Origin of the sequence: Komagataeibacter melaceti (genome assembly GCF_003403295.1) — a bacterium.
In the GTDB taxonomy this organism is placed as follows: Bacteria; Pseudomonadota; Alphaproteobacteria; order Acetobacterales; family Acetobacteraceae; genus Komagataeibacter; species Komagataeibacter melaceti.
On record NZ_QUWV01000036.1, the window covers coordinates 22018 to 36626 of the forward strand.

General features: G+C 61.0%; 11 protein-coding genes. All 11 read left to right on the forward strand.

What is annotated here, in order from left to right; genetic code table 11:
• Positions 1-30 precede the first annotated feature (30 nt).
• The 11 genes from rplL (at position 31) to rplB (ending at position 14606) form a co-directional block, all read left to right on the forward strand.
• A complete protein-coding gene (gene rplL / locus DY926_RS04520) occupies positions 31-405 on the forward strand; it encodes a 50S ribosomal protein L7/L12 (protein ID WP_116702286.1) in 375 nt (124 codons plus the stop codon).
• 254 nt (positions 406-659) lie between these two features.
• Positions 660-4832: a DNA-directed RNA polymerase subunit beta gene (gene rpoB / locus DY926_RS04525; protein WP_116702287.1), complete on the forward strand. Its 4173-nt coding sequence runs from the start codon at positions 660-662 to the stop codon at positions 4830-4832.
• Positions 4833-4934: 102 nt separating this feature from the next.
• The gene (gene rpoC, locus DY926_RS04530) at positions 4935-9131 is read left to right on the forward strand and encodes a DNA-directed RNA polymerase subunit beta' (RefSeq protein WP_116702288.1); all 4197 of its coding nucleotides are present in this window, start codon (positions 4935-4937) and stop codon (positions 9129-9131) included.
• A gap of 414 nt (positions 9132-9545) precedes the next feature.
• Positions 9546-9917, forward strand: coding sequence for a 30S ribosomal protein S12 (gene rpsL / locus DY926_RS04535; RefSeq protein ID WP_003621118.1), 372 nt, complete (start codon positions 9546-9548; stop codon positions 9915-9917).
• A 15-nt stretch (positions 9918-9932) separates the two neighbouring features.
• Entirely contained in the window at positions 9933-10409 is a 477-nt protein-coding gene (rpsG, locus tag DY926_RS04540) for a 30S ribosomal protein S7 (RefSeq protein WP_116702289.1), read from the forward strand.
• 93 nt (positions 10410-10502) lie between these two features.
• A complete protein-coding gene (gene tuf / locus DY926_RS04545; protein ID WP_116702290.1) occupies positions 10503-11693 on the forward strand; it encodes an elongation factor Tu in 1191 nt (396 codons plus the stop codon).
• A 104-nt stretch (positions 11694-11797) separates the two neighbouring features.
• Positions 11798-12106, forward strand: a complete 309-nt coding sequence (gene rpsJ, locus DY926_RS04550) for a 30S ribosomal protein S10 (RefSeq protein ID WP_007282720.1) — start codon at positions 11798-11800, stop codon at positions 12104-12106.
• A gap of 10 nt (positions 12107-12116) precedes the next feature.
• A complete protein-coding gene (gene rplC / locus DY926_RS04555) occupies positions 12117-12800 on the forward strand; it encodes a 50S ribosomal protein L3 (protein WP_116702291.1) in 684 nt (227 codons plus the stop codon).
• Between the two features lie 12 nt (positions 12801-12812).
• Positions 12813-13427: a 50S ribosomal protein L4 gene (gene rplD, locus DY926_RS04560; protein ID WP_116702292.1), complete on the forward strand. Its 615-nt coding sequence runs from the start codon at positions 12813-12815 to the stop codon at positions 13425-13427.
• A 35-nt stretch (positions 13428-13462) separates the two neighbouring features.
• Entirely contained in the window at positions 13463-13759 is a 297-nt protein-coding gene (locus DY926_RS04565; protein WP_186336084.1) for a 50S ribosomal protein L23, read from the forward strand.
• A gap of 16 nt (positions 13760-13775) precedes the next feature.
• Positions 13776-14606, forward strand: coding sequence for a 50S ribosomal protein L2 (gene rplB, locus DY926_RS04570; protein ID WP_116702294.1), 831 nt, complete (start codon positions 13776-13778; stop codon positions 14604-14606).
• The last annotated feature ends 3 nt before the right edge of the window (positions 14607-14609 follow it).

Below are 14609 nucleotides of genomic sequence, written 5' to 3' on the forward strand. Positions count from 1 at the left end.
AACCAGTGTATAAATTAGGAAGACTGAATTATGGCCGATCTGAACAAGATTGTCGAAGACCTGTCCGCTCTGACCGTTCTGGAAGCTGCTGAACTGTCCAAGCTGCTGGAAGAGAAGTGGGGCGTTTCCGCTGCCGCTCCGGTTGCCGTTGCTGCTGCTCCGGGTGCCGCTGCTGCTGCTCCGGCTGAAGAGAAGACCGAATTCGATGTTGTCCTGACCAAGGCGGGCGACAAGAAGATCAACGTGATCAAGGAAATCCGTGCGATCACCGGTCTGGGCCTGAAGGAAGCCAAGGATCTGGTCGAGGGTGCGCCCAAGACCATCAAGGAAGGCGCCAGCAAGGATGAAGCCGAGAAGATCAAGAAGACCCTTGAAGACAACGGTGCTTCTGTCGATATCAAATAAATCGGCCCATCTGGATGCGTCCATGGTGGCGTAGCCGGGTTGAGATATTCAGGTGAGGGTGGAAACCATCAGGTTTCCGCCCCCTTGGCCGTTACAGGCGCCCTGGCCGCGAGGCTTCGGGCGCCTTCGGTGGTAGATGGGGTTGGTCCGGTCGCAAGCCGGGTTGATCCGCAAGAATTTTCAAGGGCCGCGCAGTCCGCATGACATTCGTGTCATGACCGTGCGGGCCTGTGTGGATGGGGGCAGGATAGGCGATGAACGCGGTTACAAAATCGTTCACGGGACGCAAACGCATCCGCAAGAGCTTCGGGCATATACCCGAGGTCGCTCCGATGCCCAATCTGATCGACGTGCAGCGGGCCAGCTACGAAACATTCCTGCAGATGAATGTGGCGCCCGACAGCCGGACGTCAACGGGCCTGCAGGAAGTGTTCCGTTCCGTCTTTCCGATCAATGATTTTGCCGGGCGCGGGCGGCTGGAATTTGTCAGCTACGAACTGGAAGAACCGAAATACGACGTTGAGGAATGCATCCAGCGTGGCCTGACCTTTGCCGCGCCGCTGAAGGTGATCCTGCGCCTGATCGTGTGGGACGTGGATGAGGATACCGGGTCACGCTCGATCCGCGACATCAAGGAACAGCCGGTCTACATGGGCGACATGCCGCTCATGACCGATAACGGCACCTTCGTCATCAACGGCACCGAGCGCGTCATCGTCAGCCAGATGCACCGCAGCCCGGGCGTGTTCTTCGATCACGACAAGGGCAAGACCCATTCCTCGGGCAAGTTCCTGTTCGCCGCGCGCGTCATTCCCTATCGCGGTTCCTGGCTCGACTTCGAATTCGACAGCAAGGACCTGATCTACGTCCGAATCGACCGCAAGCGCAAGCTGCCGGTCACCACGCTGCTGTACGCGCTGGAAGGTGCCGCATCCGAAGCCGCGCGCGCCGCCAAGGCCGCCGAGGGCGGGGATGTGGAAGCCATGGAAATCCATGGCATGGACCCTGACGAGATCCTTAGCTACTTCTACGGCAAGGTCGAGTTCAACAAGACCCCCAAGGGCTGGGCCCGCCGCTTCGATGCGGAAGCCTTCCGTGGCCAGAAGCTGCTTGAGCCGCTGATCGACGCCCAGACCGGTGAGGAAGTCGCGCCCGCCGATGCGAAGCTGACCGCCCGCATGGTGCGCAAGATCGCTGAAACCACCAAGGAAGTCCTGGTTGGCCCCGCTGGCCTGATCGGGCGCTTCATCGCGTCCGACATGGTCAACGAACATACCGGTGAGATCTATGCCGAAGCTGGCGATGAGCTGACCGAGCAGAAGCTCGAGGAACTCGACGGCCTCGGCCTCACCACGCTGACCACGCTGGCGATCGACGCGACGAATGGCCCGTGGATCCGCAACACGCTGGCCGTAGACAAGAACACCTCCCGCGATGACGCGCTGACCGACATCTATCGTGTCATGCGCCCCGGTGAGCCGCCGACGCCCGAAACGGCTGAAGCCATGTTCTCCGGCCTGTTCTTTGACCCGGACCGCTACGACCTGTCCGCCGTGGGCCGCGTGAAGATGAACATGCGCCTTGGCGTGGACGTGCCCGATACGGTGCGTGTCCTGCGCAAGGAAGACATCCTGCGCACCGTCAAGATCATGTGCGAGCTGAAGGACGGCCGCGGCACGATCGACGACATCGACAACCTTGGTAACCGTCGTGTCCGCTCGGTTGGCGAACTGATGGAAAACCAGTACCGCGTCGGCCTGCTGCGCATGGAGCGCGCCATCCGTGAGCGCATGGGTTCGGTGGATATCGACACGGTCATGCCGCATGACCTGATCAACGCCAAGCCGGCCGCTGCCGCGGTGCGTGAGTTCTTCGGTTCCTCGCAGCTCAGCCAGTTCATGGACCAGACCAACCCGCTTTCGGAAGTGACGCATAAGCGTCGCCTCTCGGCGCTTGGTCCGGGTGGCCTGACGCGTGAGCGCGCGGGCTTCGAAGTCCGTGACGTGCATCCGACGCATTATGGCCGTATCTGCCCGATCGAAACGCCGGAAGGCCCGAACATCGGTCTGATCAACTCGCTGGCCACCTACGCCAAGGTGAACAAGTACGGGTTCATCGAAACCCCGTACCGCATGGTCGAGGACGGCGTCCTGCAGGATGGCTGGAAATACCTCTCCGCCATGGAAGAGGAAAAGCTGGTCGTCGCACAGGCCGACGCCAAGCAGGATGCGCAGGGCCATCTTACGGATGAACTGGTCTCGGTGCGCCGTGGCGGTGACTTCCGTCAGGTTCCGCCCACCGAGGTCACGGCCTGTGACGTGTCGCCCAAGCAGCTTGTCTCCGTTGCGGCAGCCCTCATCCCGTTCCTTGAGAACGATGACGCGAACCGCGCGCTCATGGGCTCGAACATGCAGCGTCAGGCCGTGCCGCTGGTGCGTTCCGACGCGCCGCTGGTCGGCACCGGCATGGAAGCCGCCGTTGCGCATGATTCGGGTGCCGCGATCGTGGCACGCCGCCATGGCGTGGTGGACCAGATCGACGGTGCGCGTATCGTTGTCCGTGCAACGGATGAAGGTGGCGCCACGCAGGGTGTGGATATCTACCGCCTGCGCAAGTACATGCGCTCCAACCAGTCCACCTGCATCAACCAGCGGCCTCTGGTCCGCGTAGGGGATCAGGTCCGTGCGGGTGAGATCATCGCCGATGGTCCGTCCACCGAGCTGGGTGAACTGGCGCTGGGCCGCAACGTGCTCGTCGCGTTCATGCCCTGGAACGGTTACAACTTCGAAGACTCCATCCTGATTTCCGAGCGCATCGCGCGTGATGACGTCTTCACCTCGATCCATATCGAGGAATTCGAGGTCATGGCCCGCGACACCAAGCTGGGTCAGGAAGAAATCACGCGTGACATCCCCAATGTCGGCGAGGAAGCCCTGCGCAACCTTGACGAAGCGGGCATTGTCTATGTCGGCGCGGAAGTGAACCCCGGTGACATCCTGATCGGCAAGGTCACGCCGAAGGGTGAAAGCCCGATGACGCCGGAAGAAAAGCTCCTGCGCGCCATCTTCGGTGAAAAGGCGTCCGACGTGCGTGACACGTCGCTCAAGCTGCCGCCGGGCACCTCGGGCACCATCGTGGACGTGCGCGTGTTCTCCCGCCGTGGCGTGGACAAGGACGAGCGCGCAATGGCCATCGAGCGCGCCGAGATCGAACGCCTTGCCAAGGACCGTGATGATGAGCGCGCCATTCAGGAACGCTCCTTCTACAACCGCCTGCGCGAACACCTGATCGGGCAGACGGCTGGCACGGGCTTCAAGGGCATTCGTTCCGGCACGGTCATTACCGATGAAGTGCTGTCTGAGCATCCGCGCGGTGCATGGCGCAACATAACGGTCGCGTCCGATGAGGTCATGGCCGAGCTTGAAACCCTGCGTCGTGAATTCGATGCGGCTGTTGCCAAGATTCAGGCCCGTTTCGACAACAAGGTCGAGAAGCTCCAGCGCGGTGATGAACTGCCGCCGGGCGTGATGAAGATGGTCAAGGTGTTCGTCGCGGTGAAGCGCAAGCTGCAGCCAGGCGACAAGATGGCCGGCCGCCATGGCAACAAGGGTGTCGTCTCCCGCGTCGTGCCGGTCGAGGACATGCCGTTCCTTGAGGATGGCACATCCGTTGACCTGGTTCTGAACCCGCTGGGCGTGCCGTCGCGCATGAACGTGGGGCAGATCTTGGAAACGCATCTGGGCTGGGCCTGCGCCAATATCGGGCGGCAGATCGGCCAGCTTGCCGATGAATACCAGCGCAATGGCGAGAAGCGGCAGGAACTGCTTGAGGAACTGAAGTCCGTTTATGGCGACAAGGTCTATGAAGACCAGATCGGTGACATGACGGATGCGCAGCTTCTTGAACTGTGCGGTAACCTGCGCAAGGGCGTGCCGATCGCAACCCCGGTGTTTGATGGCGCATCCATCCCCGATATCGAGGCGATGCTGACCAAGGCTGGCGTGAACAAGTCGGGCCAGTCCCAGCTGATCGACGGCCGGACGGGCGAGCCCTTCGAGCGCAAGACCACGGTCGGTTACATCTACATGCTCAAGCTGCATCACCTTGTCGATGACAAGATCCATGCACGCTCCATCGGCCCGTATTCGCTGGTGACCCAGCAGCCGCTGGGCGGTAAGGCGCAGTTCGGTGGGCAGCGCTTTGGTGAGATGGAAGTGTGGGCGCTGGAAGCTTACGGCGCCGCCTACACACTGCAGGAGATGCTGACCGTCAAATCGGATGACGTCTCCGGTCGTACCAAGGTGTATGAGGCGATCGTGCGCGAGCAGGACGACTTTGAAGCCGGTATTCCGGAAAGCTTCAACGTCCTGATCAAGGAACTGAAGTCCCTTGGGCTGAATGTTGACCTTGAGCAGAGCGGTTCCTGATCCGGGCCCCATGTTGCACATCGGTCCATACGTTTTTCTTTCAGGAGTGGAGGCAGGTGACGCGCCTGCTTCCGCTTCATTCCCTCAGGGGGTTTGCGGCGCATGAATGAACTCATGAAGATCCTTGGTCAGGGCGGCCAGGCCATGACCTTTGACCAGATCAAGATCCAGCTGGCCTCGGCCGAGCAGATCCGTTCATGGTCATATGGCGAGATCAAGAAGCCCGAGACCATCAACTACCGGACCTTCAAGCCGGAACGTGATGGCCTGTTCTGCGCGCGGATATTTGGTCCGATCAAGGACTACGAATGTCTGTGCGGCAAGTACAAGCGGATGAAGTTCCGCGGTATCATCTGCGAGAAGTGCGGCGTTGAAGTCACGCTGGCCAAGGTCCGCCGTGAGCGGATGGGTCATATCGAGCTTGCCAGCCCCGTCGCCCATATCTGGTTCCTGAAGTCGCTGCCCAGCCGTATCGGGCTGATGGTGGACATGACGCTGAAGGATCTGGAAAAGATCCTGTATTTCGAAAGCTATGTGGTTCTTGAGCCCGGCACCTCGCCGCTCAAGCAGTACAGCCTGCTGACGGAAGACCAGTACCTCGATGTCATGGATGAGCATGGCGACGAGGGGATTGAAGTCGGCATCGGCGCCGAGGCGATCAAGAAGATCCTTGAGCGCATCGACTGCAAGCAGGAAAAGGAAGAACTGCGGCAGGAGCTGAAGGAATCCACGTCCGAAGCCAAGCGCAAGAAGCTGGTCAAGCGCCTGAAGCTGGTCGAGGCCTTCGCGGACAGTGAATCCCGTCCCGAATGGATGATCCTGGACCTGGTGCCGGTCATCCCGCCGGAACTGCGCCCGCTCGTGCCGCTGGATGGCGGTCGCTTCGCCACGTCCGATCTGAACGACCTGTACCGCCGCGTCATCAACCGTAACAACCGCCTCAAGCGGCTGATCGAACTGCGCGCGCCGGACATCATCGTCCGCAACGAAAAGCGCATGCTGCAGGAATCGGTCGATGCGCTGTTCGATAACGGCCGCCGTGGCCGCGCCATCACGGGTGCCAACAAGCGCCCGCTGAAGTCGCTGTCCGACATGCTCAAGGGCAAGCAGGGCCGCTTCCGTCAGAACCTGCTGGGCAAGCGCGTCGATTACTCCGGCCGTTCGGTCATCGTGGTCGGCCCGGAACTGAAGCTGCACCAGTGCGGCCTGCCCAAGAAGATGGCGCTCGAGCTGTTCAAGCCGTTCATCTATTCCAAGCTGGAAAAATACGGTCACGCCACCACCATCAAGGCCGCCAAGCGGATGGTGGAAAAGGAACGCCCCGAGGTCTGGGACATCCTTGAAGAGGTGATCCGTGAGCATCCGGTCATGCTCAACCGCGCGCCGACGCTGCATCGCCTTGGTATCCAGGCGTTCGAGCCGGTCCTGATCGAAGGCAAGGCCATTCAGCTTCACCCGCTGGTCTGCACCGCGTTCAACGCTGACTTCGATGGCGACCAGATGGCCGTGCACGTGCCGCTGAGCCTTGAAGCCCAGCTTGAGGCCCGCGTGCTGATGATGTCCACCAACAACATCCTCAGCCCGGCCAACGGCAAGCCGATCATCGTGCCGTCACAGGACATCGTGCTGGGGCTGTACTATCTCAGCCTTGAAACGCCGGAATTCCGCGCAACACCTGACCAGAACAGCTATGACGACAAGGGTCAGGTCACGGTTGCGGGCGCGCCGTCCTTCGCCAGTGTCGGCGAAGTGGAATACGCGCTCAGCACCGGCGCGGTTAAGCTGCATGACAAGATCCGTGCGCGCATCGAAAACCTCGATGCCGATGGCAAGGTCTCGCGTGAGACGGTGGTGACGACCCCGGGCCGTATGCTCGTGGCGCAGATCCTGCCGCGCAATGCGGCACTGCCGTTCTCGCTCATCAACCGCCAGCTGACCAAGAAGATCGTGTCCGACGTGATCGACGCGGTTTACCGTCACTGCGGGCAGAAGGAATGCGTTATCTTCTGTGACCGCCTGATGGGGCTTGGTTTCCGCCACGCCGCGAAGTCGGGCATTTCCTTCGGCAAGGACGACATGATCGTTCCCGTCGAGAAAAAGGAACTGGTCGATCGTACCGCGGCCGAGGTGAAGGAGTTCGAGCAGCAGTATCAGGACGGCCTGATCACCGCGGGCGAACGCTACAACAAGGTGGTCGATGCCTGGTCACGCTGCACGGACGAAGTCCAGGCCGCGATGATGAAGGAGATTTCCAAGCAGGAAATCGGCAAGCCGACCAACTCGGTGTGGATGATGAGCCATTCCGGTGCCCGTGGGTCGCCGGCGCAGATGAAGCAGCTTGCCGGTATGCGTGGCCTGATGGCCAAGCCGTCGGGTGAGATCATCGAACAGCCGATCATCGCCAACTTTAAGGAAGGCCTGTCGGTTCTCGATTACTTCACCTCCAGCCACGGCGCGCGTAAGGGCCTGGCCGATACCGCGCTGAAGACGGCGAACTCGGGTTACCTGACCCGCCGTCTGGTGGACGTGGCACAGGACAGCATCATCGTCGAGGAAGATTGCGGCACCGAGCGCGGCCTGACCGTGCGTGCGGTCATGGACGGGGGTGAAGTCATTGCCTCGCTGTCCGAGCGTATGCTGGGCCGCACCCTGGCGGCTGATGTGCTCGATCCCGCTACCGGCAAGGTCCTGTTCCCGCGCAACACGCTGATCGAGGAAGCTCAGGCCGAGCAGATCGAGAAGGCGGGTGTCGAAAGCCTGCTGATCCGCTCCGTGCTGACCTGTGACAGCCGCGTGGGTGTGTGTGGCCACTGCTATGGCCGTGACCTTGCACGCGGCACGCCGGTCAACATCGGTGAGGCCGTGGGCGTCATCGCCGCGCAGTCCATTGGTGAGCCGGGCACGCAGCTGACCATGCGTACCTTCCATATCGGCGGTGCGGCGCAGCGTGGCGCCGAGCAGTCGATGGTCGAGGCCTCGCGTGATGGCAAGGTGACGATCCGCAACAAGAACGTGGTGCACAACAGTCAGAACGTGCCCATCGTCATGTCGCGTAACTGCGAAATCCTGCTGACGGATGACCGTGGTACCGAACGCGCCCGCTTCCGTGTGCCGTATGGTGCGCGCCTGCTGGTCGAGGACGGCGCCGAGGTCACGCGTGGCCAGAAAATGGCCGAGTGGGATCCGTACACCCTGCCGATCATCACCGAGCAGCCCGGTAAGGTCGAATATCTTGACCTGATCGACTCCATCACGCTGGTGGAGCGGATGGATGAGGTGACCGGCCTTACGTCCAAGGTGGTCGTGGACTACAAGCAGGCCTCCAAGGGGATCGACCTGCGTCCGCGCCTGCAGCTCAAGGACGCCAAGGGCGATGTGGTGAAGCTGGCCAACGGGAATGACGCCCGTTACTTCCTGTCGCCGGATTCGCTGCTGTCGGTGGAAAATGGGGCGCAGGTCAACGCAGGTGACGTGCTGGCCCGTATCCCGCGCGAAGGTTCCAAGACGCGTGACATTACCGGTGGTCTGCCGCGTGTGGCCGAACTGTTCGAGGCCCGTCGTCCGAAGGATCACGCCATCATCTCGGAAACCGAGGGACGTGTGGAATTCGGCAAGGACTACAAGTCCAAGCGCCGCATTATCGTGAAGAACGATGAGACGGGCGAGGAGACGGATTACCTGATCCCCAAGGGCAAGCATGTTTCCGTGCAGGAAGGTGACTTTGTCCAGGTCGGTGATCCGCTGGTCGATGGTCCCCGCGTGCCGCATGACATCCTGAAGGTTCTCGGGGTCGAGGCGCTGTCCGACTATCTCGTCAACGAGATTCAGGACGTGTACCGACTGCAGGGCGTGAAGATCAATGACAAGCACATCGAGGTCATTGTTCGGCAGATGCTGCAGAAGGTGGAGATCCTTGAACCCGGTGATACGACCTACCTGATCGGTGAGACGGTGGATCGCATCGAGTATGAGGAAGAGAACACCAAGCGGCTGAACATGGGTGAACGTCCGGCCGTGGCCATGCCGGTGCTCCAGGGCATCACCAAGGCCTCGCTCCAGACCCAGTCCTTCATCTCCGCCGCATCCTTCCAGGAGACTACACGTGTCCTGACGGAGGCCGCGACGGCAGGCAAGAAGGATACCCTGAACGGCCTGAAGGAGAACGTGATTGTCGGCCGCCTGATCCCGGCAGGGACGGGCAGCGTCATGAACAAGCTCCGTGCGGTCGCCGCCGGGGAAGACAAGCAGCGTCTGGCTCAGGCCCGTGCTGCCGTCACCCCGACCAAGGCCGCCGAGTAACCATACGAACCACATTTCCGGATACCGGGCAGCTGGTATCCGGAATGATTCGGTGCTGCACTATTGTCACCATCCGATTCCGGCGCTATCTGCTGCGGACCGGAACGGTGTTCCAGGCTGGCGTAACGGATTCGTTGCGTCAGACCATAGCGAATCCTGCGCAAGGCTTGACTTTTGGTCATTATGCCCGTAGGTTCCGCGCCCTCGGCTAGCCCTGTCTGAAAGACGTTGTTGGCCGTCGAATGCAGCATGCAGACATGCGGTACCGCAGTCCGGGAATCGGGCTGCCCAGGCCGGATGTAAATATGATGCCCGAACGGATGGTTGTCATTCGTTGGGGTTTTGTTGTGAACGACAGTCGGCAGCCGGACATGCGGTTGGCCGGCCGAATTTTGTAAGGATCGGGAAAGGCGTATGCCGACCATCAACCAGTTGATCGCGAAAGGTCGCGAGCCCGCAGCCAAACGCAACAAGGTGCCTGCCCTGCAGGGCTGTCCGCAGAAGCGTGGCGTTTGTACTCGTGTTTACACAACCACACCGAAGAAGCCGAACTCGGCTCTGCGTAAGGTGGCAAAGGTACGCCTGACAAACGGTTATGAGGTTGTGAGCTATATTCCGGGTGAGGGGCATAACCTCCAGGAACATAGTGTTGTCCTGATCCGTGGTGGTCGCGTTAAGGATCTTCCTGGCGTGCGTTATCACATCCTGCGCGGCGTTCTGGACACCCAGGGTATCGCCAAGCGTCGTCAGCGTCGCTCGCTCTATGGCGCGAAGCGTCCTAAGTAAAAGGAATAACGAGGCATGAGTCGCCGTCATCGCGCAGTCAAGCGCGAGATTCTTCCCGATCCGAAATTTGGTGACGTCGTCATTACGCGTTTCATGAACGCCCTGATGTACGACGGCAAGAAGTCCACCGCTGAAGGGATCGTCTATGGCGCCCTTGAGGTGCTGCGTCGCCGTGGTGGTGCAGCTGCGGACCCTGTGGTGATGTTCCACAGTGCGCTGGACAACGTTAAGCCGGCTGTCGAGGTGCGTTCCCGCCGCGTTGGCGGTGCGACATACCAGGTTCCGGTCGAAGTCCGGGCCGAGCGCCGCCAGGCGCTGGCCATCCGCTGGCTGATCGACGCTTCGCGCAAGCGGGGCGAGAACACCATGCAGGAGCGTCTGTCCAACGAACTTCTTGACGCCGTCAACAACCGTGGCGCCGCAGTCAAGAAGCGCGAAGACACGCACCGCATGGCGGAAGCCAACAAGGCATTCAGTCATTACCGCTGGTAAAGGCGGTCTGGCCGGTCTATCTACCGGCTCGACTTCCGAAACGGAACTTTCCAACCCGACTCTCGGCACGAGGCTGAGTTAACGGAGAAAACGATGGCAAAGGCTAAATTTGAGCGGAACAAGCCGCATTGTAACATTGGCACGATCGGCCACGTCGATCATGGCAAGACATCGCTGACCGCTGCTATCACCAAGACGCTGGCCAAGGCCGGCGGCGCCGAGTTCAAGGCGTACGACATGATCGACGCGGCGCCGGAAGAGCGCGCCCGTGGCATCACCATCTCGACCGCCCACGTCGAGTACGAGACCGCGAAGCGTCACTACGCGCATGTCGACTGCCCCGGCCATGCTGACTATGTGAAGAACATGATCACCGGTGCGGCGCAGATGGACGGCGCGATCCTGGTCGTGTCTGCTGCTGACGGCCCGATGCCCCAGACCCGTGAGCACATCCTGCTCGCCCGTCAGGTTGGCGTGCCGGCCCTGGTCGTGTTCCTGAACAAGGTTGACCAGGTTGACGATCCGGAACTGCTGGAACTCGTCGAGATGGAAGTGCGTGAGCTTCTGTCCGCTTACCAGTTCCCCGGCGACGATATCCCCATCATCAAGGGTTCCGCCCTGGTGACGCTGGAAGATGGTGACCCGGAAGTTGGCGAAAACCGCGTTCTCGACCTGATGAACGCTGTTGACGAATACATCCCGCAGCCGGAACGCCCGATCGACCGTCCGTTCCTGATGCCGATCGAAGACGTGTTCTCGATCTCCGGTCGTGGCACCGTGGTGACGGGCCGTGTCGAGCGTGGCGCGGTGAACGTTGGCGACGAAATCGAGATCGTTGGTCTGCGCCCGACGCAGAAGACGACCGTGACCGGCGTTGAAATGTTCCGCAAGCTGCTTGACCGCGGTGAAGCTGGTGACAACATCGGTGCGCTGCTGCGTGGCACGAAGCGTGAAGACGTTGAGCGTGGCCAGGTGCTGGCGAAGCCGGGTTCGATCACCCCGCACACCAAGTTCAAGGCCGAAGCCTACATCCTGACGAAGGAAGAAGGCGGTCGTCACACCCCGTTCTTCACCAACTATCGTCCGCAGTTCTATTTCCGCACGACCGACGTGACGGGTGTTGTGCACCTGCCCGAAGGCACGGAAATGGTCATGCCTGGCGATAACGTCGCCATGGATGTGGAGCTGATCGCTCCGATCGCCATGGACGAAGGCCTGCGCTTCGCTATCCGCGAAGGTGGCCGTACCGTTGGTGCAGGTGTTGTTGCTTCCATCACGGCGTGATCGGACGTAGCTGAACTGTGGCATCCCGGTCGGAGCAATCCGGCCGGGTTTCCATTGCGGATCGGGTTCCCCCGAATCAGGTAAAGTTGGACTGAAATAGAAAGATGGACAACCAGAACATCCGCATTCGCCTGAAGGCGTACGATCATCGGGTGCTAGACAACAGCACGAAGGAGATCGTCAACACGGCGAAGCGTACGGGTGCGCGGGTTCGGGGTCCTATCCCGCTGCCGACGCATATTGAACGGTTTACCGTAAACCGCTCCCCCCACGTGGACAAGAAAAGCCGCGAGCAGTTCGAAATTCGGACCCATCGCCGGCTGCTCGACATTGTCGAGCCGACCCCGCAGACCGTGGACGCTCTCATGAAACTCGACCTCGCCGCTGGCGTGGATGTCGAGATTAAACTCTAAGGTCCAGACGATGCGCACCGGATTGATCGCAAAAAAGCTGGGTATGACCCGGCTGTTCAAGGAAGATGGCACACATGTGCCGGTGACTGTCCTGCAGGTTGATGATCTGCAGGTGGTTGATGTCCGCACCACCGAGCGCGACGGCTATGCCGCCGTGCAGCTGGGTGCAGGCAAGGCCAAGGTCAAGAATGTGTCGAAGCCGAACCGCGGCCATTTTGCCAAGGCCAAGGTCGAGCCCAAGAAGAAGCTGGCTGAATTCCGCGTTGCGGATGATGCCGTCCTGGAAGTCGGGGCTTCTCTGTCCGCCGCCCATTTCGTGGCGGGGCAGAAGGTGGACGTTACCGGCACCAGCAAAGGTAAGGGTTTCGCTGGCGCGATGAAGCGCTGGAACTTTGCCGGTCTCGAAGCCACCCACGGTGTCTCGATCAGTCACCGTTCACACGGTTCGACGGGTAACCGTCAGGATCCGGGTAAGGTCTTCAAGAACAAGAAGATGGCTGGCCATCTCGGTTCCGAGCGTGTCACCACGCTGAACCTCGAGGTAGCGGCTGTCGATGCCGAAAAGAACCTCATCATGATCCGCGGCTCCGTGCCGGGCGGAAAGAATGAAGTGGTTCTGGTTCGTGATGCGATCAAGAAGGCCCGTCATGCCGAGGCGCCGTATCCGGCGGCCCTGGTTGAGGCTGCGGGCTGAGGATAGAGGGCAATGGATTACGAGATCAAAACCCTCGATAACGGGAGCGCAGGTACCGCCAGCCTTCCGGACGAGATTTTCGCCGCAACGCCGCGCACCGATATCATGGCGCGCGTGGTGCACTGGCAGCTGGCCAAGCGCCGGGCAGGGACTCACAAGGTCAAGGGCATGGGGGAAGTCTCCGGCACGACCAAGAAGCCCTACCGGCAGAAGGGCACGGGTAGCGCCCGCCAGGGTTCGCTGCGTTCGCCGCAGTATCGTACCGGTGGTGCGGTCCATGGTCCGGTCGTGCGCGACCATGGCTATGACCTGCCCAAGAAGGTGCGTCGCCTGGGCCTGATTTCCGCCCTGTCGCAGAAGGCGGCGGAAGGCAAGCTGGTCGTGCTCGATGCAGCGACTGCCTCCGGCAAATCCGCCGAGCTGGCCCGCAAGCTGAAGGCCCTGGGCTGGACGTCCGCGCTGATCGTGGACGCGGCTGTTGAAGAGAACTTCGGCCGCGCCGCGCGCAACCTGCCGAAGATCGACATTCTTCCGACTGTGGGTGCGAATGTCTATGACATCCTGAACCACGAGGTGCTGGCGATCACCCGCGCCGGGGTTGAGGGCCTGAAGGAGCGTCTGGCATGACCAACATCCTGGCAATCCGCAAGAAGGCGGAACGTATGTCCCGGGAAGCGATGTACGACATCATCCGCTCCCCCCTGATCACGGAAAAGGCGACAGCCCTGTCCGAGAAGAATCAGGTCGGTTTCAAGGTCGCGATCACCGCGACGAAGCCGGAGATCAAGGTAGCGGTCGAGACGCTGTTCGGTGTGAAGGTTCTGGGTGTGAACACACTCATCCAGAAGGGGAAGACCAAGCGCTTCAAGGGACGTCCCGGCCAGCGTTCGGATGTGAAGAAGGCGTTTGTCCAGCTTGCCGAGGGTCAGTCCATTGACCTGACCGCGAAGCTGGTCTGACGCGGGGTGACAAGAAATGGCATTGAAGCACTTTAATCCAGTTACCCCCAGCCTGCGCGGAACGGTTCTGATCGACCGCAAGGAGCTGTGGAAAGGCAAGCCCGTCAAGGGCCTGACCGAGGGGAAGAACAAGAGCGGCGGTCGTAACAACCACGGCCGCACCACCTCGCGTTTCATCGGTGGCGGACACAAGCAGTCCTACCGCTATGTTGACTTCAAGCGTCGCAAGTTCGACGTGGTCGGCACGGTGGAGCGTCTGGAATACGATCCGAACCGCACGGCGTTCATCGCGCTCATCAAGTACGAAGATGGCGAGCTGGCGTACATCATCGCGCCGCAGCGCCTGAAGGCTGGTGACCAGGTCATCGCCGGTGCGCGGGCCGACATCAAGCCGGGCAATGCGATGCCGCTGTCCGCCGTTCCGGTGGGCACGATCATCCACAACATCGAGCTCAAGGCCGGTGCTGGTGGTAAGATCGCACGTTCTGCCGGCACATATGCACAGCTGGTCGGCAAGGATATGGGCTACGCCCAGATCAAGCTGCAGTCCGGCGAACTGCGCGTTGTCCGCGCGGAATGCATGGCGACCATTGGCGCCGTGTCCAACCCGGACAACATGAACCAGCACATGGGCAAGGCAGGTCGCAGCCGCTGGCTGGGTCGCCGTCCGCACAACCGTGGTGTCGTCATGAACCCGGTTGACCATCCGCATGGTGGTGGTGAAGGACGTACCTCGGGCGGTCGTCATCCGGTTACGCCATGGGGCAAGCCGACTAAGGGTTACAAGACCAGGGTCAACAAGCGTACGGACAGTCTGATCATCCGTCGCCGGAAGACCGGCAAGTAAGGG